We start from the raw sequence: 22,298 nt of genomic DNA, 5'->3' as shown, positions 1-22,298 counted from the left end.
CTCTACCACTGAGCTATTTCCGCATCTCATCTTTTGTTTTCGTTCAGCCTCAGGAGAACTTGTGTCTCGCTGACTGACAAAAACTATTTTACTCAGTCCTGCCCTATTTGTCAACACCTTTTTTGAAAAAAGATAAAAAAATATCGCCTCAGCTTGAGGCGATATCCAGGAAGTCATGCTTTCGGCGGTTTCCTGCGGCGGAAGATGCGGCTGCTCGGCCTTGGATGGTAGAGCTGCCATCCGTAATGGATCGCAAAGCCGCGCAGCAGCAACACAAAGAAGAAGCAGAGCCAGGATGCCGTATCCGCTCCCCAGCGCGGCCAGCTCCAGCACATGAGCCAGGCTCCGGCCAAAGAGGCCACGGCGTAGACATCCATGCGCAGGACGACGGGCACGCGCTGCGCCATGAGATCGCGCAGCATGCCGCCGCCGACAGCCGTGATGACGCCGAGCATCATCGGGAAGACATAGGGATCGCCCGTGCCGAGCGTCAGTCCGCGCAGCGTTCCCGTGACGGTGAACGACGCAAGGCCGATGGTGTCCGACAGCTCGTAGAGCAGCGTCATCGTGTGGCGCTGCTTGCGGTCAATCGAGAGCGCCGCGTAGCCGCCCGAGACGAGGACGGCCATCACCACTGACAGCAGCAGGTCAGTCGGTTCCGTCAGAGCCACAGGCGGCGTGATACCGGCCAGGACGTCGCGGACCATGCCGCCGCCGACAGCCGTCAGCAGGGCCAGCACCGTGACGCCGAAGATGTCCATGCGGCGCGACAGTCCGACCATCGCGCCGGACACAGCAAAGGCCAGCGTCCCAGCCCAGTCAAACAACATCCAAGTCATACGTTTCCCTTTCTCTGCGCATCAAAGCCCTCTCAGCGCATCTCAGCGGCCTCCATGACGATGGCAAGTGCCCAGGCCGCCGCGCGATAGAGGTCTTCTTCCTCGATGTACTCATCCTTCGTGTGGCAGTTCGTCATGCCGACGCCGAGCACAACGGTCGGCACGCCGTACGTGTTGAAGTGATTGGCATCCGAGCCGCCGCCCGACTCCTCGAGCTCGACGGGGAAGCCGAGCTTCTCTGCCGCGCGCGCCGCCGCCTTGATGGCAGGCGCATCCTTCGCGATTTCATAGGGGCCATAGTCGGGGCTGACCTCTGCCGTGATCTTGCAGCCCGTGCTCTCCTCACCGAGCCTGAAGTGGTCGATGATGCGCTGCGTGATGCGCTCGAGCTTTTCCGTGTCGCGGCTGCGCGACTCGTAGTAGATATCGCAAGAGTCGGCTACGACATTCGTCGCACTGCCGCCCGCGATGCGGCCGATGTTGCACGTCGTCTCCACGTCGATGCGGCCCTGCGGTGCATCGGCGAGCAGTACGCCGGCCGCCTGTATCGCGTTGATGCCGTTCTCCGGTTCGACACCGGCATGAGCGGCCTTGCCCGCGATATGGATGTGGATCTGGTTCTTGCCCGGCGCCTTGTAACTCATGACGCCCGGATGACCGTGCGTGTCGAGCGTGAAGCCCATGTCCGCGTGCAGCAGGCTGCTGTCGAGATGCTGCGAGCCATGCACGCCGTTCTCCTCGGCCACTGTGAATACGACCTGCAGCGGGCCGTGCGGAATCGCGTGCTCGCGCAGCTGGCGCAGCGCCTCCAGGATGGCCGTGACGCCCGCCTTGTCATCCGCGCCGAGGATCGTCGTGCCATCCGAGCGGATGATGCCATCCTCGATGACCGGGTGGATGCCCGCACAGGGCTCCACGCAGTCCATATGCGCCGTCAGCATGACCGTCGGCAAGGCTTCAAGCCCATCTGTAGCCGGGAAGTCCGCGACGAGATTGCCACAGTTGCCGCCGATTGCCTCACCGGCCTTGTCCTCGCGCACCGTGCCGCCGAGCTCCTGCAGGCGCTTCGTCAACAGGTCACCAATCTGCCGCTCGTCATGTGTCGAACACGGAATGGCGATGAGCTCCAAAAACTCCGAGAGCACGCGCTTTTTATCGATCATATCTTCATATCCCATCGAAAAAATCTCCTTTATAAAACCTACACGTCCATTATAACAGAAGCATCAGCACAATGGCAGAGGCCAGGCACGGCAAAGCATTGCGCTTCGACACCTCGATCGGGTTGACCTTGGCGAGGCCAGCACAGATGATAGCGGCACCGGCAATCGGCGACATCGAGCGGCCCATCGCACCAGCGATCTGCGCGAGCGAGCCGAGGTCCATGATGGAGAGGCCGAACTGCTCCGCAAACGGCGTGATTGCTCCGTTGAAGGCAAAGGCCGCCGCATCGCCGGAGCCTGAGATGACGGCGATGAAGAACGGGCCGAACGTGCCAGCAGCCGCGGCGGCCGCCTGCGAGCCCTCCATGAGATCCGTCAGTGCGCCCGTCAGACCGATGGCCGTCATGCCCGTCGTGAAGACGCTGGCGCAGACGATGAGGCCGATGACATCAGCATAGGCATTGCCCATGCCCTCGAAGAACTTGCGGCAGATCGCCTGCGCATCCTGAAGCGTGACGAGGAAGCCGAGCGCGACGCCGATGAGCATCGAGAGCGGCACACTGATCTCCGGCAGCAGGCCGACCTGCTTCGAACCGAGGATCAAGAGGAAGAGCGGCACAAGCGGCACGATGGCAAGCAGCGGGCGCACGTGGAACGCCTCTTCCTTCGCCCCTTCCTCCCCGAGTGCCTCAAGATACGCAAGGCGGCGTTCTTCCGTCGCGCCTTCCTGGCGAAGGACAGCATAGACCGTCATGACAGCGACGCAGGCGATCGAGGCAATGACAGACGCCGGCGTCTCATTGATGATGACCGTCATCATGTCCGTACCCGCAAGATCGGCTACAAACGGGTTGTGAGCATTGCCCGGGCTGATGGCGCTGCCCCAAGTGCCCGCGAGCACCGTCGCCGCTGCCATCGCCGGATGGACACCAGCTGCGATGAGTGTCGGGATGAGGATACTGCCGACAGCAGCCGAGCATCCCGACGCCGACGGGATGGCCAGGCTGATCCACCAGGTCAGGAAGAACGAAATCGGCACGAGCAGAGCCCGGCCGCGCTTCAGGATGCCCGAGATGGACTGTACGAGGTGCTGGTCACACGTCGTTAGGCGCATGACGTACGAGAAGCCCATGACGGTGCAGATCGTCGGCACAAGCGAATTGTTGACCATCGCCTTCGTGAACGCCTTCATGACATCCCCCGGCAATCCCCCAATCAGGCACATCAAGAGACCGGCCAGGAACAGCACGAGTCTCGCTTCGTACTTCTTGACGATCAGCACGAACGTCAAGATGACAATAAGACCTCCAGCAAATAACATAGTGAAAACCTCCGTTCAAATTTATTTGACTTTTCAGTTCTTTACTATGTATATATTCTATATATTTTCTGTTTATCTTTCAATAACTATAAATAATTTTATTGTCCATCATGAGTGTACCAGAAAAGGATGCATCCTGTAATCGTGTATCATCTTTGCCATTCCCCCACGGAAAATCACATGCTATAATGAATCAGACAAGCAAACGAAAGGATCATGCCATGAAGAAACAGAAATTACTCTTTGTCTGCCACGGCAACATCTGCCGCTCGACGATGGCGGAATTCGTCATGAAGGGCCTCGTGCAGAAAGCGGGGCTTGCGGATGTTTTCACGATCGACTCTGCGGCCTGCCGGCGCGATGAGATCGGCTCCGATACCCATTGGGGCACGAAGCAGAAACTCCGCGAGATGGGCGTTCCCTTCACGCCGCGCCATGCGCGCCAGATCACGAGCGCAGACTACGCGAAGTACGACTGGATCATCGCCATGGACGGCGAGAACATGCGCGACCTCCAGCGCCTGACGCACGGCGACCCTGCGCACAAGACGGCCCTGCTGCTCGACTTCGCCGGCGAGCACCGCGAAGTCGCCGACCCCTGGTACACCGGCAATTTCGACGCGACATACGACGACGTCCTCAAGGGATGTCGGGCCCTGCTGTCTTCCCTTACGAAACCAGCGCGATAAGACAAAAAAGCCTTCCCGAGAGGAACCCCTCTCGGGAAGGCTTTTTGCAAGATGCGATTGGCCCGCTGGCCAGCTGCGCATCAATAATTCTCGGCGTGAACCTCGAAGAAGCTCTGCGGATGAGCGCAGGCCGGGCAGATCTCCGGCGCTTTCGTGCCGATGACGATGTGACCGCAGTTGCGGCACTCCCAGACCTTGACTTCGCTCTTCTCGAAGACCTGAGCCGTCTCGACATTCTTCAAGAGGGCGCGATAGCGCTCCTCATGATGTTTCTCGATCTCTGCGATGAGGCGGAACTTCGCTGCCAGTGCCTTGAAGCCCTCTTTCTCGGCCGTCTCAGCAAAGCCCTTGTACATGTCCGTCCACTCGTAGTTCTCGCCTTCAGCGGCGCTCAGCAGGTTCTCTGCCGTCGTGCCGATGCCGAAGAGCTCCTTGAACCAGAGCTTTGCGTGCTCGCGCTCGTTGCTCGCCGTCTTGAGGAACAGAGCGGCAATCTGCTCATAGCCGTCTTTCTTGGCGCGAGAAGCGAAGTACGTGTATTTATTCGTCGCTTCACTCTCACCTGCCAGTGCTGCTAAAAGATTTTTCTCAGTCTGCGTGCCTGCATACGGATTTTTCTTCTCTGCCATTTCGTTTCCTCCTAATCAATAATTGTTATTTTTTATTTTAATTCATTATAACATAATCGATTTGATAAATCCAGCCATTTTGAGATTTTCTTGATACTCAGTCAAGGCTGATGACATCGCTGACGGCCGGGATGCGGCAGAGACGCTCCGTACCCGGATCGTGATGGTGGAATTCCTTCAAGTACTGGCTCTCGATGCGGTAGACATCGATGTCGAGGCAGGCTGCTGCCATAGCCGCGGCCGGCGCGGCGAGCGACGAGCCGCCCGTGATATCGATAGCCGTGCGCCCGACCGAATCCCAGATATCGTGCTGCTTCTTCATGACACGGTAGAGCGACGGGATGTCCTCGCCCTGGATGTAGGTGCAGCATAGGCTGCCGTCATCGAGGCCGAGGTTCTGCTGCAGGAGCTTGACCTGCAGTGCCTGCTCCTTCCGGCAGAAAATATGTACGTTCTGCGGCTCGAACAGCGCGACCGTGAAGGTCGAGAGCTCCCAGAGCGGCCCCATGAGCAGGAAGAGGCCGTAGTAATCGCGCTTCTCCGCTGCGTAATGGCCACGGAAGCGCTCCTGTGCCATGGGCATGAGCTCCGCATCGTAGTAGTTGTCCGCCCAAAGCTGCTGTTCCGGCGTTTCCTGAGGCATGCCGCGCCATATCTCTTTCTTGTCTGACAAACTCATCATGCCACATCACCCCTGAATCACTTTACTCTATAGGAGTATTCGACCCAGCCCCCGCTCTTCCCTGCTTGTCTGAAAAAAACTCTGCCACCCCGGCAAATTCTCGCAGCTCGCGGCAGAAAGCGGCGTATACATCTGTGTAGATGCTGCCCTTCTCCCAGATGAAGTCGAAATCGTGCTGCATGGAGAAACCCGCGAGCGGAATCTCGCGCAAGAGGCCTGCCTGCAGCTCTTGCTCGACGGCAATCCTGTAGAGAAAGGAGATGCCGGCATCGCGCATCAGCAGGCCGATGATCGTGTGCATGTTGCCGACCTCCGTATAATGCACGAAGTCGCTGACCTTCATGCCGCAGAGCGCGAGGTTGCGCTCGAGGATGTTGCGCGTGCCAGAGCCCGGCTCGCGTATGAGCAGGCGCTCTGCCAGCAGGTCGTGGAAGTGCCTGGGCTCCGGCATGGCGAACGCGTGATGCGCGGCGCAGACGCCGATGTATGTTTCCGTACTATAACGGACGTGCTCGTACTCATCCTGCGGGTAGTAGCCCTCGACGAGTGCGAGCTGTATGCTGCCGTCTGCAAGCATCTGCAGCAGCTGTTTCGTATTGCCGAAGACGAGACGGACATTGCGCTGCGGATGGGCGCGCAGCATCCGTGCAAGCGGCTCCATGATGGCGTACTCGCCGACTGTCATGGTCACGCCGAGCGAGATCTCCTCGATGCCAGACACCTGGTTCCGGAGTTCTGCGAGCAGTTCCTCCTCGTCGTTCTTCATCGCGACGAAGCGCTTGCGCAGGATCTTGCCGGCCGCTGTCAGCGAGAGCTTCTTGTTCTCGTAGCGGAAGAGCGCCATGCCGTAGGCCTCCTCCAGGAAGTGGATGTGCTGCGAGACAGCCGGCTGCGTAATGTTCAGGATGCGGGCCGCCCGCGTGAAATTCATCGTCTGGCAGACGCAGAGAAAGGTGCCAACGCGAAAGTCCAGCATTGTATTCCCCCTTATCGATAAGATTATCTTATCGATATATTATAATACATCATTTTACATATTCAATCCCTTCTCCTATAATTCGGATTGTCGCAATCACATTGCACGGAAATCTGCAACCACCACGAAGATAAGGAGTTATACTATGCAATCCATTCATCTCTACTGGCGCCGCGCGAGCATCGGGCTCATCGTGACGCTCATCTGCTCGATTGCCGGCCAGGCTCTCGCCAAACTGCCAGGCTTCTCGCTGATTGGCCACCTCGTGCTCGCCCTCGTGCTCGGCATGTGTCTGCAGTTCGCGCGCTCTCTGACGACCGCCGCTCAGCAGAGCACGCCGTTCATCGCCAATAAATTCCTGCGCGCGGGCATCATCCTCCTGGGCTTCAAGCTCAACCTCGTCATCCTCATGAGCGCCGGCCTCAAGAGCCTCGAGGCTGCCGTCGTCATCGTCGCCGTCATGATCCCGCTCAACTATTTCGTCGCCCGCTTCTTCAAAGTCGAGCACACGCTCGCCATCTTGACGGCCTGCGGCTGCAGCATTTGCGGCGCAGCGGCCGTCATGGGCGTCTCGAGCGCCGTCAAGGCCAAGACTGACCAGTCTGTCCTCGCCGTCGCCATCGTCGCCATTCTCGGCACGCTCTTCACGCTCATTGAGGTCGGCCTGCAGCCATTCCTCGGCTTCACGGACGCGCAGTTCGGCGTCATGGCCGGCCTGAGCCTGCACGAGATCGCGCATGCCGTCGCCGCCGGCGGTGCGGCCGGTGCCGTCGGCACGGACAGCGCCATCATCGCCAAGCTCTCCCGCGTCCTGCTGCTCGCGCCTGTCGCCATCATCATCGGCATCCTCGAGGCGCGCCGCTTCCGCAAGCAGGACGGCGCGAGCGAGGGCAAGATGACGGTGCCGATCCCGTGGTTCATGGGCGGCTTCATCCTGGCCAGCGCCGTCGGTTCTTACCTGCCTTTTGTCAACGATTTCGTTCCGTCGCTCGTCCAGCTCGCCTATTTGCTGCTCGGTATGGCCATGGCCGCGCTCGGCCTCAACGTCAACTTCGGCGTCATCCTCGAGAAGGGCGTCCGCCCGATGCTCGGTGCCATCCTCTGCTCCTTCGTCATCATGGGGCTCGCCATCAGCATCGTTCACATGTTCTTCTAATAATAAACTAATCTGGTGCTGAGCCAAAATTCACACCGTTTTGCTATCATAGAGGCAGGTAAAGAAAGGAGGAACCATCATGAAGAAAATCATCATGGCCATCACCACGGCTCTTGTCGTGGCTGTCTCTGTACCTGTCCTGGCGGCTTCGTCCGAGGACAACACCTGCCCGGTCGAGAGCTGCTGGCAGAACAATGCCTCCTGCAACAACGGAGCGTATTGCCGGAACGGCCGGTCCTATTGCCAGGATGACTCGTACGGCTGCGCACCGGCTCGCGGCTGCGGCGGCTCGCGCTACGCCTACTGCCGCTGAGCGGCAAAAAAAGAGAGATGCCTCATGGCATCTCTTTTTTATTGCACATCTTTCTTGCTGGACTTCTCCGCATTCACCGCCTTGCCGGCGCTGTCTTTCGCATCGGCCTTAGCGGCCTGCTTCTCTTTCTGCTTCTTCTTCCAGGCCTCCTCGCGCGCCTTGTCCTTCGCGGCCTTCTCCTTCTGGTACGTCTTGTAGTCCTTCGCCGAGATCTTCTCGAGATATTCCGGCGGGATGCGGCGGAAGGCAGTGGGGCGCAGGCGGTGGAATTCCCTGTAGTCGGCCAGCGCTTCATCTGTCTTTGCCATCTCGTCCTCGATCTGTGCGCTCATGAGATAGCTGTAGGGATTGTCGGCATCGACCTTCTTGGCCTGCGCGCAGTCGGCGAGTGCCGCCTCACGGTTGCCAATCATGCGGTAGATGTCGGCACGGTTCAGGAAATTGTAGACGTTCTTGCTGTCCTGCGCGACGCCGCGGTTGGCGTAGTCGAGAGCGCCTGCATAGTCGCCCTCGACGGCCTTGGCGCGGCCGCACATGACGAGGCTCGCCGCCTCATCATCCAGGTTCTTGGCCGAAAGCACGCGCGCAAATTCCCAGAGCGCCTGCTTGCCCATAGCGTAGTCGCTGTAGGCGTCGCCGTTCTCGCGCATCTTCTTGACCGCCTTTTCATCGGCCTCATAGACACTCTGGAGCGCATCAGAATGTTCCTGACGGCGCGCCGCTTCTGCAGTCTTCATCTTGGCCCGCGCGCCGGAGGCAGTCTCGCCCGCGTACGCCTCTGCTACGAGCTGCTGCAGGCGGCCGCCGAGATTGCCCGCAGCCACGAAGTGGCGCAGCGGCCCGTAGATGCGGTCATCCGTCAGGAAGGTAACGCCGCCCTCGCCGTCCGGGCGGAAGTCCCAGCCTGCAAGCGAGTCATAGTCATGGAAGGCCCTGGCCAGGCCGCCCGCAACATAGTAGGCATTCTCGACTGTATTGTCGTAGTCATCGCGCGTCCAGTCCGCCGTCAGGAGTTCCTGCCCGTCAATATAGACAGTCTTGCGATCCTTGACCGTCACATGGCCGCAGCCGTAATCCGTCATCATCTGCGCCAGGCGCTTCTCGCGCAGCTCCGTCTCCGGGTGATCGGAGAACGTCTCCTGCCCCTTCGCCTTTTCGTCGAGGTCCTGGTATTCGAGCACATTGCGCGTCTCATACGTCAGGTAGTAGGCCATGCGGTACATGGCCGCCGCAGGGCCGCCCGGGTTGAAGCCGGCGCTCGTCATGATGTAGAAGCCGCCTGCATCAGCCTCGTACTCCGTCGGCAGCGTGACGTTCTTGGCGATGGAGTAATTGGCCAGCGCATTGAGCTTGTTCCAGTCCATGAGTCCGGCGTCCATGTTGAGGAAGCTCATGCCGTAGTACTGCGCGACAGCCTTGGCATAATTCTTGGCGCTGTGCTGCTCGATGCCATGCGTCATCTCGTGGGCGAAGACGGCGGCGAGCTCATCTTCATCGCACTCGAGGCCGCGCACGAGCGCCCTGTTGATGCTGATGTAGTCTGTCGGGAAGCAGGCTGTATTGAAATCGTTGCTGTTGTTGACGCCCCAGACGAACGGCAGCGAGTTGACCTTGAGCACGTAGTCGCCCTTGTCGATGAGCTGCTTCATGACCCGGTTGACAACCTCGACATCGTGGTGGTTGTCGTCCTCCCCGTTCTCACGCAGGTCCTGACGCGCGCTCTGCACCTGCGCGCTGACATCATTGCCGAGCGCGAGGATACTCGCAAGGCTAGACTTGTAGGCCGCAAAGATGCCGAGCGACTGCGCGGCAACGGCCCAGGCATCAACGGCCTCCGCCCGCCCCGCCGGCAAAGAGACTGCCGAGAAGCCCAGCATGCCGCAGACGAGCACCGTCAGCAATTTCTTCTTCCAAGGATACAAATAAAGCACCTCCTCGTTTCTACTGCCCCGATTATAACAGATAGAGCCCCTGATGGGAATACTTTGTTGAGTCAATTATTAGCCATGCCTTGAAAGCCCCTGCCCTGCATTGTATAATTTTAATGGAATTTTATCTAGTATAGTCTCGCTTCATGAAGAACAGCAGAAAAAGGAGGCAGGATCATGGAGACGAAAGACGAAAAGGTGCTCAAGGAGCCCTTCGCCGAAATCGGCACGAAGATGCATCTCTTGCTGCACACGGGCCAGATGTTGATGGAGAACGGCGCGGACAGCGACCGCACGGTGCGCGACATGATGCGCACCGCGGCCTACATGGGCATCCCGAAAGACCGCATCCACCAGCATGTCATGTACACGACGCTGATGCTCAATGTCAACGACGAGCAGCACTCTTACACGGAATTCCGCAAGTGCACGACACACGGCATCAACATGACGACGTTGACGGCCATCAGCAAGCTGACTTGGCGTGCACTCGAGAAGAATTACTCGCTGCACGAATTCGAGCGCCATCTCTTGCGCATCAAGAACAAGCCGCGCAACTACCCGGTCTGGCTCACGGCCTTCGGCGCCGGCGCGGCCTGCGGCGGCTTCTGCAAGCTCTTCGGCGGCAGCTGGCTCGACTTCGTGCTCACGGCCGTCTGCGCCTTCCTCGGCTTCTACGTCAGGAGGCTCTGTGCCAGCTATGCGTTCAACACGTACGCCGTCATCGCCATCACCTCGTTCGCGACGACGATGTTCGCCTGGGCCACGCAATTCCTGACGGGGTCCATGAACTGGTATCCTCTGATCTCCTGCACGCTCTTCCTCGTCCCGGGCATCCCGCTCATCAACGCCGTCGACGACTTCCTCAACAACTTCATCGTCTCGGGCATGACGCGGGCCATCCACACCCTGCTGATCGTCGGTGCGATGACGTTCGGCATCGTCATCGCCATCCGCCTCGGCAATGTCGCCGACTTCACGACGGTCAGCCTGCGGCCCGACAACATCTACTTCTCGCAAGCCATCGCCGCCGCAATCTCCGCGATGGGCTTCTCCATCATCTTCAACATCCCGCGGCGGCTGCTGCCCGTCGTCGCCGTCGGCGGCATCATCACCGTCCTGCTGCGCAACATCATGGTCCTGCAGCTCGGCTTTTCGCAGACGGCTGGTTCCTTCCTCGGCGCGGCTGTCGTCGGCGTCCTCGCGCTCAAGGCCATCCACTGGTTCCACGCGCCGAACATCATCCTGACCATCCCATCCGCCATCCCGATGATCCCTGGCGTGCTGCTCTACCGCGTGCTCTTCGCCCTGCTCAACATCCAGGACATCACCGCATCTGCCCTGCTCACTATGATGCGCAATGGTGTCGAAGCCGTCACGATCATCATCGGCATCGCCATCGGCGTCGCCATCCCGAACATCTTCATCCACCGCTACATCGAGAGCAACAAGCAGCGCACGGTCAAGGATCTGCTCGACAAGCGCTACATCCAAGAAGATTGAGGAGGCTCTGAAGCTATTCCCGCACGATGCTATCCAACTATTCCTAAAAAGAATCGTTTGGATAGCATTTTTCTATTGAAAAAGTTCAGATATTTCTATATCATAAGATATGTAACACAAAGACATGCGCAGTCAACAGGATATCCACTCAACATGAAACACGACATACAGAAAGGGAGGCATCATCCATGAACAAGATCAATCAAGAAGCCCTGGCCGTCAAGCGGGCGGAGCAGCTCTTTGACCGCCGCCGCCGCACGGTTGGCCTGTTCGGCGGCCCGCTGCTGGCCCTGCTCGTATTCTTCACGCCGATCGACGGGCTGACGCTCGAAGCGCATAAACTCCTCTCCATCATGGTCCTCGTCGCCATCTGGTGGATCACGGAGCCCGTCTCCATCCCCGTCACCTCGCTCATCGGCCCGACACTCGCCGTCATGACGGGCGTCGTCCCCGTCAGCATGGCATTCGCCGCCTTTGCCAATCCCATGATCTTCCTGTTCATGGGCGGCTTCATCCTCGCGAAGGCCATGATGACGCACGGCATCGACAAGCGCTTCGCCTACTGGCTGCTCTCGCGGTCCTGGGTCGGCTCCAATCCGCGCCGCATCTTCCTGGCCATCGGCCTCGCCGCGGCGCTCTGCTCCGGCTGGATCAGCAACACGGCCACGGCGGCCATGATGTTCCCGATCTGCCTCGGACTGCTCGCCTCCATCAAGGAGATGTTTGCCGCTAACGGCCGCAACATCGACCTCTACGACTACAAGTACGCGACTGGACTCATGCTCATGACGGCCTACGCCTGCTCGATTGGCGGCGTCCTGACGCCGATCGGCACGCCGCCGAACCTCATCATGCTCGGCTTCCTCGACCAGATGTGCGACATCCACGTCTCTTTCTTCGAGTGGATGACCTGGGGCGTCATCGCGATGATCCTCTACTTCATCATCGCCTACATCGTGCTCGCGCGCATGTTCCCGGCCGATGTCACGAAGATTGAGGGCGCTGAGCAGTTCATCCATGACAAGCTTCGCGAACTCGGCCACTGGACGCGCGCCCAGAAGAACACGGTCATCTGCTTCGGCGTCTCCGTCATTCTCTGGATCCTGCCGGGCTTTCTCTCAATCGCACTCGGCAGCACCTCGCCGGTGCTCAAGATGTACAACCGCCTCTTCCCTGAGGCTGTCGCCGCCATGCTCGGCGCCCTGCTGCTCTTCCTACTGCCCGTCAACTTCAAGAAGCGCGAGTTCACACTGACGTGGAAGGATGCGCGTGACGGCATCGAGTGGGGCACGCTGATCCTCTTCGGCGGTGGCCTCGCGATGGGCGGCATGATGTACAAGACAGGCCTCTCGAAGTGGGTCGGCGACAGCATCATCGCGATGATGGGCGGCGAGCCGTCTGCCATCGCCATGGTCGCCATCTTCTCCATCATGGCCCTGCTGCTCTCGGAGCTCACGAGCCACACAGCCGCGACAAACATGATCGGCCCGCTGGCCATCACGGCCGCCATCTCGGCCGGCATAAACCCCGTCCCCGTCTCGGTCGCCATCGCGCTCTCGGCATCGCTCGGCTTCATGCTGCCGGTCTCGACGCCGCCGAACGCCATCGTATACGCCTCGGGCTACATCCCCATCACGAAGATGATCCGCACGGGCGTCTACATCGATGTCATCGGCATCGCCTGCGTGACGATCCCGCTCTGCATCTACTTCGTCTCCTGGATCATCGGCTGACCGGCCAAAATTGCAATAAGAAATGCTACACCATGGATATGATGCAGCATTTTTTTGCCTCAATTATTGATGCGGTAATCCTCGAACGAGGCGATCATGCCGGAGTCGAGGCCCGCGATGAGCTCGCGCAGCACAGAGGGGGCCGTGTAGTCGAGCGGCAGGAAGCAGTCCTTCGCCTCATTGTAGTGGCGGCGTATCGTGTTCTCGATATCGCGGATGGCGCGCTCGTTCTGCCGAAGACACGATGCGTAATGCGAGGCGGAACGGCTGTAGCCGAAGTAGGAAATCACGCCCCAGAGCACGACGAAGATCCAGGCGGCCATCGCCGGCAGGTGGATGCCGACGATCAGGTAGAGCAGAAGCGCCAGCAGGAAGCCGCCGATAATCCAGCGCACCTTGGACGGCTGCTGCCAGTAGGCCGACTTGAGCCAGAGGTCGGCGAGCGTCGCGTACTTGTCGTCAAGCTCCTCAAAATACGGCGCAAGGCGCCGCAGCTCCACGAGCGTCTCCTTGCGCGTCGCCGGCACCGGCGCCAGATCCTTGAGCAGCACGAGCTCCGGCATGCCCTCCGAGACGGGGCTGGCCGCCAGCGTCGCGGGCTCGCCGCAGAAGGGGCAGATCCGCGTCCCCGATTCCAGCATACAGCCACATTTCCTGCAGATCATGATTGATCCCTTCTTTCTCACTTAACTCACTGAATCGAATACATTATTGATATTCGCCAGCCCACGAAAAAATCCTGCTGCAAAGCGATGCAGCAGGATTTTTTTATGGAAAGATGGGCAGATGGATTGCCTCGCTCATTTGACCGTGCGCTCCACTGTCTCGAGCTTGCCCTCCTTCTCGAGGCCCTCGACCCATTTTGCATGGTGGTGCTTGGCATAGCTCTCCTTGACCGTGCCGTCGCGCATGCCCTGGAACGAATCCGGGTTGACGCCGATGGCCAGGTAGATGTGGCCGATCGCTGCGGCAAAGCCGAGGCCGGCGCAGATGCTGTGCAGCGGGATCATCCAGGTGCGGATGGCCGGCGAGATGTGACCGGCACCGAGCCAGAGCGTGAGGCCCGAGACGACGAAGCCGAGCCACAGCAGCGCCTGCAGCAGGATGTTCATGCGCTCACCGCCGTTGTAGAAGCCCTGTTTCGGCATGCCCTCCGGCTCCTTGCCAATGAGCTCTGCCGGGAACTTCACGAGGAACTTCACATCGTCCTTGTCGAAGTGCAGGACCTCGCGGATCAGCGTCAGGATGCCGGAACGCGCCGTGATGAGCAGGGCGACGATCGGGTTCAGGATGAAGATGACGCCGAGCATGTGGTGCATGGTCTGCAGCGTCTCTGCACCGAAAGCCTCGTAGAGGAACAGGAACTTATTGGTGTAGAGCGGCATCGCCGTCAGGAATAGCAGGAAAAACGTCACGGCGTTGATCCAGTGGAAGTAGATGAACCCCTTCTTATGGCGCTTGATGTAGGTTACGTTCTTGGACATCACTTCTCCCCCTTCCCGTTCTCGTCATCGTCTTTCTTGCCCCTCATGCCCTTGACGGCAGCGAGGCCGAGCACGCCGACGAGCGCGCCGACACCGGCGACCTTGCCGAGCGGGCGCACGACGTCCTTCCAGATGTCGATGGAGACAGGCGTCTTGGCCTGCGGCTTGAAGCCGTAGACTTCCGGCTTCTCCGGCAGCACGTAGATCATGTGGACGCCGCCGACGCCCTGCGGGTTGAACACGTTGGCATCCGGATAGCCGTCTTCCTGGAGCTCCTTGACGCGCTGGCGCGCGATCTCCTCGATCTCCTCGTACGGTGCGAACTGCAGGGCATCGGCCGTGCAGGTCTTGGCGCACGACGGCGTCATGCCCTCTTCGATGCGGTCGAAGCAGAGGTCGCATTTCGTCGACTTGTGCGTCTCCTTGTTGATTTTCGGGACATCGAACGGGCAGTTGGCCACGCAGTAACCGCAGCCAACGCACTTGTCGGCGTTGATGACGACAGCACCCGAGTCGAGCTTGTCGATGGCTTCTTCCGGGCAGCCCTTCGCACAGGCGGGATCGCCGCAGTGCATGCACTGGACTTTGACGAAATCCCAGTGGAATTTGCCTTTCGCGTCCGTGCGCTCCGTCATGCGGATGAGGTTCCACGTCGTCGGTGTCAGTGTGGCATGCGACTGGTACTGACCCTCGAACGGGGTCGACATGTCAGCCGGCAGGTCATGCCACTGCTTGCAGGCGACCATGCAGGCCCTGCAGGCGCTGCAGCGCGCGATGTCGTGCAGCATTGCCATTTCTTGTGCCATTTACTTTTCCTCCCCTTCATCGAAAACCGGCGCAGCGGCCAGCAGTACACTGCCCCGCTTCACGAGCCCCTGCTCCTGAGCCAGGAGGTCAAGGTGGAGCGTCGCCCAGTCATGCCGGTAGATGATCTCAGATGCATCCGGACCGTCCGGCGCTTTCGGGTCCATCTGCTTGCCGCCCTGATACGTCTTGAGGTATGTGTGGCATTCCTCGCAGACATCGAGGCGCATCTCTTCTTCCCCCTCCGGCTCCAGCACCTTCATCTTCTCGAGGTCCTGGTTGCCGCAGTAGGCGCAGCCGACGCGCGCGTACGGCCAGACCGTGTGGCAGCCGTCACAGACGAGGAAGCGTGCGCGGCCCTGCTGCTCCTTGCGCAGGACAGCCAAGACAGGTGGCCTGCCGCAGACCGGACAGTAATTGCGCTTCCAGCCGATCTCTTCCCAGACGGCTGCATCCTTGGCCTCTGCCGGCACGAGCGCATCGACGACGGCCCAGCCGAGGAGGCGCAGGCCTGTCTCATGGAGTCCGCGCGCTTCTGCGAAAGCATGGATGCGCGCATCCGCCTGCTGAAGAAGCAACGCAAAGAAGGCAGCTGCCTCCTCCGGTGTATCGGTAAATGTGCGCATCGAGGCGAACGACTGGCGCAATCCATCCGGCATCGTCAGCTGCTCGCTCGCGAGCAGCTCGGATATGGCGCGGCCGAATGAGGCTGCCGCTGCTTCGGCCATATGCTCTTGCAGCTCGCTGTGCTGCAAGAGCGGCAGGCCGTCCTTCGTCATCGCCTTCCAGGATGCTTTCTCGGGGAACGCGACAGGCGTCAGCGCTTCGCCAAGCAGGCCCTCGAGTGCGAGCTGCCAGCCGGCCGTCTGCTCGAGATAGCCATGCTGCGCGAAGTAGTCCTGCCACATCGCCTGGCAATCCTTTCGATTCTTTTCCATCATCAATACCTCATGCCTTCTCTACGTTGACGAGGCAAGCCTTGAACTCCTGTTCCTCGGAGTTCGGGTCGAGCGCATCATTCGTCAGGTAATTCGTGCTCGGGCCCGTCGAGAGGCCCTTGAATCCGAAGGAGTACGGCATCCAGACCATGTGCGTCTCCTCGCCGTTGACCGTCAGCGGCTGCGCGCGCTTCGTGACCATCGCCTTGACGACGACAGAGCTGCGGGCCGAGCTGACCTTGACCTTGTCGCCGGCCTTGACGCCGATCTTCTTGGCGAGCTGTTCGCTGATCTCGATGAAGTTCTCCTTGACGAGCTCATTGAGCCACGGGATGTTGCGCGTGACCGTGCCGGAGCACCAGTGCTCCGCGATGCCCGAGCTGCAGAGCACGTACGGGAACTTGTCCTTCGTGCCGATTGGCTGCTTCTCCGGCAGGCGCGGGTACTTGATGCACGGGTTGTGCTGTGCGTTCTCATTCTCGTGCATCGCATTGTGCGTCGGGCTCTCGAACGGCTCGTAGTGCTCGGGGATTGGACCGTCGACCGGCGTCGAGGATGCGTCGCGCGTCGTACCGTCCGGATTCTTATCCTGATACGGTGCAGCGTAGATGCGCGCGATGCCCTCACCGTTCATGCGGAACGGCTTCTGGCCTGCCGGCGTCGAGGGACCGGCCGTGCGATTGCCGACATCCGGCACATCGTAGCCCGTCCACTTGCCCGCTGCCGCATCCCACCAGACAAGCGGATGCTCTTTGTCTGCGGGGCTGCCGTCTGCGAGGCACGAAGCGCGGTTGTAGAGGATGTGGATGTTGTCCGGCCATGCCCAGCCGAACTTCGGGAAGATGCCGACATTGCCCGGGTCTTCCTGACCGCGGCGCGCCGTCATATTGCCCTCGCGGCCGTAGTAGCCTGCGTAGATCCACATGCCAGAGGCCGTCTCACCGTTGTCCTTGAGCTCGCCGATGCCGTTGACGACCGTTCCCGTCGCGACATCGTAGCCGCTGATCTCCTTCATGATGTCCTCGAGGTAGTGGTCCTCACGGTAGTCCCAGGTCATGAACTTGATCGGATCGTCTTTCGTCTCCGTCGAGTCCGCGTAGAGCTCGCGGATGCGCTTCCAGAGCATGTCGTTGATCTCGTAGTCCGGCTTCGAATCGCCGAGTGTATCCGGGCCCTTCATGCGCCACTGGATCAGGCGCATCGAGTTCGTGATGGAGCCCTCGCGCTCGAGGTAGGAGCAGGCCGGCAGGAAGATGACCTCCGTCTGGATGTCAGCCGGATTGTCTCCCGGACGGTTCCAGAACTCCGCCGTCTCATTGATGAAGATATCCTGCACGATGAGGGAGTCCATCTTGCAGAGGCCGTCGTGGACGAGGCCGGCATTGGCATTCGTCACGTGCGGGTTCTGGCCGCAGAGGTAGAGCGCGTGCATCGTGCCGCGCCATGCATCCTCGAAGATCGCGTAGATGGAATCTGGATGATTGCCGTTGCGGATGGCGCCGTAATTGAAGCCGTAGTCATTCTCGGCCGTCGCGTGCTCGCCGAACCATGCCTTCGTCATGTTGACGTACCACTTGCGGCGGAACGTGCCGAAGGCATCCGTCCACTTCGCGAGCGTGTTCGTCTTGTGCGTCGGCGCGACGAGGTAACCCGGCTGCATGTTGAACTCGATGCCAAAATCCGTCGAGGCCTGAACGTTTGGCTGCCCGCGCATGGCGATGATACCGCCGCCCGGGATGCCGATGTTGCCCTTGAGCAGCTGCATGATCGTAAAGCAGCGGATGTTCTGGACGCCGATCGTATGCTGCGTCATGCCGAGCGCGTACATGATGATGGCCGGGCCCTCGTGGTTGACCCAGATGTCGGCAGCGCGCTGGATGTCATCGGCCGGCATGCCCGTGACATTCGAGACCATCTCGACCGTGTAGCGGCTGTAGAACTCCTTGAGACGCGAGAGGACCGTGTTCGGTGCAAAGAGATCATCGGCCTTCTGCGGCTTGCCGTCCGCGCCGAGCGCATAGCCCCAGCTCTTCTTGTCCGTGTACGACTTCTTGGCCTCATCGAAGCCGGAGAACAGGCCGTCGTGGAACGAGAAGTCGTCGCGCAGCAGGCAGGCAGCGTTCGTATTGCGCAGCACGTAATCCTTGTCGAACTTCTCACGCTCGAGCATCTGCGAGATGATGTAGCCCATGAAGGCGATGTCCGTGCCCGGGCGCAGCTGGAAGAACTCGTCCGCGATCTTCGACGTGCGCGTGTAGCGGACGTCGACGTGGACGATCTTGGTGCCGTTCTGCTCACGCGCCTTCATGACATTCTTGAGGCCCATCGGATGGCATTCCGCGAGGTTCGAGCCCTCGATCCAGACGAGCTTCGTATTCTTGAGGTCGCCCCACGGGTTCGTCATGGCACCGCGGCCAAAGGCAGCGCTCATGGCAGGCGGCGTATTGGCATGGCAGACGCGCGTCTGATTGTCGATGTAGACGACGCCGAGTGCGCGGGCCATCTTGATGTTCTGGTAGCATTCCTCGTTGTTGATCTGAGAGCCGCCGATAAAGGCGAGCCCGTCCGTGCGGCGGACCTCATACGTCTCGCCGTCAATCTCTTCGGTCTGCTTCCAGCCCTTCTCGCGGGCATTCTTCATGGCATTCGCCGCGCGATCGATAGCCTCATCCCAGCTGATCTCCTCCCAGTGATCGCTGCCCGGTGCACGGTACAGCGGCTTCGTCGCGCGCTCCTTCGAGTTCGGGATCGTCGCGTAGCCGAGTCCCTTGCTGCAGAGCGCACCGCGATTGATCGGGCTGTCCGTCGCACCCTCGAGGTTGATGAGCTTGCCGTCCTTCACATAGCCGATGACGCCGCAGCCGCAGGCGCAGAAGTGGCAGATTGACGTGAACTCACGTGCCCCCTTGAGCTTGAACGTATGAGCTGCTGCCTTGGCCTCATTGAGGTCGAAGCCGAGGCTGGAAAGTGCCAGACTGATGCCGCCGATGCCGGTGGCCTTGAGAAAATCGCGTCTGCTCAAATCCATCTTAATCTCTCTCCTTTGATACGTGTATTTATGTAAATGGTATTTACATCGACTTAAGCGACCGGTCAGCAGATGATGCGCTGCGGGTTCGTGTAGATGCAGAAACTGCCCGGGGCCATGCGCGCGACGAGCGTGATGCCGAGCTTCTTGGCGAGAGCCAGCGAGAGCGTCGTCGGCACGGACTTCGCCGCAACCGTCGAGATGCCCATGCGGCCGAGCTTCATCATCATCTCCGACGAGCAGCGCCCGCTGAAGATGATGATCTTGTCCGTGATGTCGACATGGTTGCGCAGCGTCCAGCCGTAGAGCTTGTCAAAGACATTGTGGCGGCCGATGTCCTCGCGGAAGACGAGGATCTTCTCGGCCTGCTGGTCCCAGATGATGCCGCTGTGGACGCCATTCGTCTTCTCGTGCGTGGCCGCGAGTTCTGCGAGCAGCTTGTCGGCACAGGCGAGGATATCGCCGGCCCTGAAGCGCACATCGCGCGGACGTTCGAAAATCTTCTCCGGCTCGCAGTCCAGGATCTCGCGGGCGCGGAAATAGCGCGGGTCTGTCGCATTGCCGGCGGCCCATGCCTGTGCCTCCGCCGTCGTCACGACCGTGGCCTGCAGCGTCTCCTCGTCGATATCCATGCGGACGATGTCGTCGTACGTGCGAATCTGGCCCATCTGCGCCAGGATGCCGATGACGAGGTCCGTGTGGTCACCCGGTGAACAGAATGATGTCGTAAAGCGCTTTCCATTGAGGTAGATGTCAAGATAGCACTCCATAGATGTGTACTTGTGATCGTCCACAAAGGAATCCTTCTCGCTCACATAGCGGATGACGGGGTAATCGATGAGTTCTTCCTCTCTTGCCTGCACCATAGCTTCCTCCTATTTTGCATTATTAAAATTTATTGATATGTTTTCGTATCATTTTTTATTATTATTGCACTTCTTAATCCGCTTGTAAACAACTTTTTTCACAGATGCGATGAAAAACTAGCCTGACACAAAAACAGCCTGCTCGAATGAGCAGGCTGTCACCTGATTTCAAACACCTATTCGCTTATTCCCCATGAGGAAGACGATGACCTCTGCCGCCTTCGCCGCATCGTCGAGGGCGTATTCCCTGACCTCCGTCAATCCCTGTTGCGGCTTGGTGAAGCAGGCCGCTGCATCACAAGGCAGCGTGAGCTCGCCGCGCTCGCGGAAGAGCTCGATGCGCGGGGCCGTGCCGTGGCGGCGGCTCTCGATGAGCACGAGGTCAACATCTGTGAGCCTTGCGGCTATTGCGGCGAGATCAGCCCTCGTTTTAGTCCGCTGCTCGATAAAGTAGCCGTTCGGCGAGACGACGGCGACGCCCGCAGCGCCCGCCTCCTTGAAGCGCCAGCTGTCCTTGCCCCGCTCGTCGACATCGTAGCCGTGGCAGTCGCCCTTGACGACACCGACGCGGATGCCCCGCGCGCGAAGCTCCGGCAACACGCGCTCGATGAACGTCGTCTTGCCCGTGTTCGAGACGGGCGCCGAGATCGTCACGAGCGGGCGGCTGCGCCGTTCGTTGGCCATGCGCCCGCAGGCCAGATGCCAGTCGGCAACGGTGTTGACATTGAAAAACAACGCCGCGTCCGGGAAATCCACATAAGCGTGCGGGACAGATTCTATGACGATACCGAGCTTGCGCTCCCCCCTCGCGAGGGCCTCTGCAAAGCGCGCTGAGAGGTCCCGGCGATAGAGGGCTGCCAGCGGCTGGCGGCGCCCTGCGCGAGGCAGGACGGCCTGACAGCTTCCCTCCTCCGCTGCCTTCAAGAGAGGCCGGAGCTCCGCGAGCTCGAGGAACGGCATATCGCACGAGACGGCCAGCGCATAGTCCGCTTCGATCTGCGACAGGCCGCGCATCAGGCCTTCCATCGGACCCCGGCCCTGCACACCGTCTTCGACGAGCGTCAGGCCATAGCGCTCAGCAATATCCTGCAGGGCAGGCGTCCTTTGCTCCACGCAGAGGCAGCGCTCCGCAAAGGGCAGGGCTGTCGCCCTGCGCGCGAGCCGCTCGAGCAGCCCCTCGCCATCATATGACAGGAAGCGCTTATCGCGCCCCATGCGCGAGCTCTTGCCGCCCGCGATGATCAGCAGTGAAGCATCCGAAAATTCCACGATTGTCTCTCCTCTATCGCGTCACTTGCGCGCACATTCGCTGGCATCGCCGCGCAGGATCTCGATGCCATGCAAGAGCTCCGGCAGCACGAAGCTCAGGCATTCCTCGACGGCCTTGCGGCTGCCTGGCAGATTGACAATGAGCGTGCGCTTGTAGATGCCGGCCTGTGCGCGGCTCAGCATCGCGCGGTGCGTCACCTGCATCGAGAGGGCGCGCATCGCTTCAGGGATGCCTGGCGCCAGGCGCTCGCAGACGGCAAGCGTCGCCTCGGGCGTGACGTCGCGGACCGAGAAGCCCGTGCCGCCCGTCGTGACGACGAGCGCGATGCCGCGGTCACCGAAGGAGCGCATCTTGTGCTCAAGGTCGTGCTGCTCGTCGGGCAGGATGACCTTCTCGGCCACCGTGTAGCCAGCTGCCTCGAGCATCTCCTGCACCTTCGCGCCGCTCTCGTCCTCGCGCAGCCCCTTGCTGCCCTTGTCGCTCGCCGTGATAATGGCCGCATCGAGCGGCATCTTCTCCTCGACGATCTCGAGCGAGTCGCCCTCTTCGATCCAGCCGCCGTGCAGCACGCGCGCGAAGACGCCCTCGCGCGGCATGATGCAGTCGCCGACCTGACTCCTTATCGCGCAGCTCTTGTGGCATTCCTTACCGATCTGCGTGATCTCGAACCAGACCTCGCCCGCGCGCAGGCGCGTGCCGACCGGCAGTTCCTTGAAGTGGAAGCCCTCCGCGACGATGTTCTCGCCGAAGGCGCCGAGCTTGACATCGATGCCGCGCTTGCGGAACTCCTCGATCTCCGCGAGCCCGAGGAAGCTGACCTGACGATGCCATCTGCCCGCGTGCGCATCGCCGACCATGCCCCATTCCGTCTGGAAGAGCGCCTTGTGTACCGGCGTCTTGAGCGTGCCCTTCTTCTCACTGATGCAGAGTGCCTTGATCGTTCCCATGAGTATCCTCCATTCTATCCGGATATGCT

At 60.3% G+C, this 22,298-nt stretch carries 20 protein-coding genes; 5 read left to right on the top strand and 15 right to left on the bottom strand.

Going from position 1 to position 22,298, the window contains the following annotated elements; translation table 11 throughout:
* Positions 1-173 precede the first annotated feature (173 nt).
* From B2X55_RS04395 to dcuC, 3 genes are read right to left on the bottom strand one after another with little or no spacing between them, the layout of a single operon-like run.
* On the bottom strand, positions 174-839 hold the full coding sequence (locus tag B2X55_RS04395) for a trimeric intracellular cation channel family protein (protein WP_036378313.1): 666 nt from the start codon (positions 837-839) through the stop codon (positions 174-176).
* 32 nt (positions 840-871) lie between these two features.
* Complete coding sequence (locus tag B2X55_RS04390; protein ID WP_286821090.1) at positions 872-2,002, bottom strand: M20/M25/M40 family metallo-hydrolase; 1,131 nt, start codon at positions 2,000-2,002, stop codon at positions 872-874.
* A 49-nt stretch (positions 2,003-2,051) separates the two neighbouring features.
* On the bottom strand, positions 2,052-3,323 hold the full coding sequence (gene dcuC, locus B2X55_RS04385; RefSeq protein WP_286821035.1) for a C4-dicarboxylate transporter DcuC: 1,272 nt from the start codon (positions 3,321-3,323) through the stop codon (positions 2,052-2,054).
* Between the two features lie 221 nt (positions 3,324-3,544).
* Here dcuC and B2X55_RS04380 point away from each other — a divergent pair, with 221 nt between their 5' ends.
* Positions 3,545-4,012, top strand: coding sequence for a low molecular weight protein-tyrosine-phosphatase (locus B2X55_RS04380; RefSeq protein WP_286821034.1), 468 nt, complete (start codon positions 3,545-3,547; stop codon positions 4,010-4,012).
* Positions 4,013-4,092: 80 nt separating this feature from the next.
* Here the strand turns inward: B2X55_RS04380 and rbr are convergent, their stop codons facing one another.
* From rbr to B2X55_RS04365, 3 genes are all read right to left on the bottom strand, one after another.
* Entirely contained in the window at positions 4,093-4,641 is a 549-nt protein-coding gene (rbr, locus tag B2X55_RS04375; RefSeq protein WP_278822242.1) for a rubrerythrin, read from the bottom strand.
* Positions 4,642-4,738: 97 nt separating this feature from the next.
* Complete coding sequence (locus B2X55_RS04370) at positions 4,739-5,323, bottom strand: hypothetical protein (RefSeq protein WP_036378319.1); 585 nt, start codon at positions 5,321-5,323, stop codon at positions 4,739-4,741.
* Between the two features lie 22 nt (positions 5,324-5,345).
* Positions 5,346-6,299, bottom strand: coding sequence for a LysR family transcriptional regulator (locus tag B2X55_RS04365; RefSeq protein ID WP_286821031.1), 954 nt, complete (start codon positions 6,297-6,299; stop codon positions 5,346-5,348).
* Between the two features lie 145 nt (positions 6,300-6,444).
* Between B2X55_RS04365 and B2X55_RS04360 the strand changes: the two genes are divergently transcribed.
* On the top strand, positions 6,445-7,455 hold the full coding sequence (locus B2X55_RS04360) for a YeiH family protein (protein WP_286821030.1): 1,011 nt from the start codon (positions 6,445-6,447) through the stop codon (positions 7,453-7,455).
* Positions 7,456-7,534: 79 nt separating this feature from the next.
* On the top strand, positions 7,535-7,768 hold the full coding sequence (locus B2X55_RS04355; RefSeq protein WP_278822250.1) for a hypothetical protein: 234 nt from the start codon (positions 7,535-7,537) through the stop codon (positions 7,766-7,768).
* 38 nt (positions 7,769-7,806) lie between these two features.
* On the opposite strand, the gene B2X55_RS04350 is transcribed toward B2X55_RS04355, so the two are convergent.
* Complete coding sequence (locus B2X55_RS04350; RefSeq protein ID WP_286821028.1) at positions 7,807-9,699, bottom strand: M48 family metallopeptidase; 1,893 nt, start codon at positions 9,697-9,699, stop codon at positions 7,807-7,809.
* 174 nt (positions 9,700-9,873) lie between these two features.
* Between B2X55_RS04350 and B2X55_RS04345 the strand changes: the two genes are divergently transcribed.
* Complete coding sequence (locus B2X55_RS04345) at positions 9,874-11,199, top strand: threonine/serine ThrE exporter family protein (RefSeq protein WP_286821027.1); 1,326 nt, start codon at positions 9,874-9,876, stop codon at positions 11,197-11,199.
* Between the two features lie 188 nt (positions 11,200-11,387).
* On the top strand, positions 11,388-12,932 hold the full coding sequence (locus B2X55_RS04340) for an SLC13 family permease (protein WP_286821026.1): 1,545 nt from the start codon (positions 11,388-11,390) through the stop codon (positions 12,930-12,932).
* 59 nt (positions 12,933-12,991) lie between these two features.
* Here the strand turns inward: B2X55_RS04340 and B2X55_RS04335 are convergent, their stop codons facing one another.
* From B2X55_RS04335 to B2X55_RS04300, 8 genes are all read right to left on the bottom strand, one after another.
* Positions 12,992-13,573, bottom strand: coding sequence for a hypothetical protein (locus B2X55_RS04335; protein ID WP_036378329.1), 582 nt, complete (start codon positions 13,571-13,573; stop codon positions 12,992-12,994).
* A 159-nt stretch (positions 13,574-13,732) separates the two neighbouring features.
* Positions 13,733-14,416, bottom strand: a complete 684-nt coding sequence (locus B2X55_RS04330) for a formate dehydrogenase subunit gamma (protein ID WP_270528485.1) — start codon at positions 14,414-14,416, stop codon at positions 13,733-13,735.
* Positions 14,416-15,222 carry a 4Fe-4S dicluster domain-containing protein gene (locus B2X55_RS04325; protein ID WP_055160938.1) on the bottom strand — a complete coding sequence of 269 codons (807 nt, stop codon included), beginning with the start codon at positions 15,220-15,222 and terminating at the stop codon, positions 14,416-14,418. The genes B2X55_RS04330 and B2X55_RS04325 overlap by 1 nt, the downstream gene beginning before the upstream one ends.
* On the bottom strand, positions 15,223-16,158 hold the full coding sequence (locus tag B2X55_RS04320; RefSeq protein WP_286821024.1) for a formate dehydrogenase accessory protein FdhE: 936 nt from the start codon (positions 16,156-16,158) through the stop codon (positions 15,223-15,225).
* A 10-nt stretch (positions 16,159-16,168) separates the two neighbouring features.
* On the bottom strand, positions 16,169-19,186 hold the full coding sequence (gene fdnG / locus B2X55_RS04315; protein ID WP_286821023.1) for a formate dehydrogenase-N subunit alpha: 3,018 nt from the start codon (positions 19,184-19,186) through the stop codon (positions 16,169-16,171).
* A 65-nt stretch (positions 19,187-19,251) separates the two neighbouring features.
* Positions 19,252-20,052, bottom strand: coding sequence for a formate dehydrogenase accessory sulfurtransferase FdhD (gene fdhD, locus B2X55_RS04310; protein ID WP_286821021.1), 801 nt, complete (start codon positions 20,050-20,052; stop codon positions 19,252-19,254).
* Between the two features lie 168 nt (positions 20,053-20,220).
* Positions 20,221-21,321, bottom strand: coding sequence for a molybdopterin-guanine dinucleotide biosynthesis protein B (mobB, locus tag B2X55_RS04305; RefSeq protein ID WP_286821020.1), 1,101 nt, complete (start codon positions 21,319-21,321; stop codon positions 20,221-20,223).
* A 21-nt stretch (positions 21,322-21,342) separates the two neighbouring features.
* Positions 21,343-22,269: an MOSC domain-containing protein gene (locus B2X55_RS04300; protein WP_286821019.1), complete on the bottom strand. Its 927-nt coding sequence runs from the start codon at positions 22,267-22,269 to the stop codon at positions 21,343-21,345.
* Between the last annotated feature and the right edge of the window lie 29 nt (positions 22,270-22,298).

Origin of the sequence: Mitsuokella sp. UBA4253 (assembly GCF_002395285.1) — a bacterium.
Lineage (GTDB): Bacteria > Bacillota > Negativicutes > Selenomonadales > Selenomonadaceae > Mitsuokella > Mitsuokella jalaludinii.
Note: the sequence above shows the minus strand (reverse complement) of the source record. Positions and strands in the feature narration are given on the sequence as shown.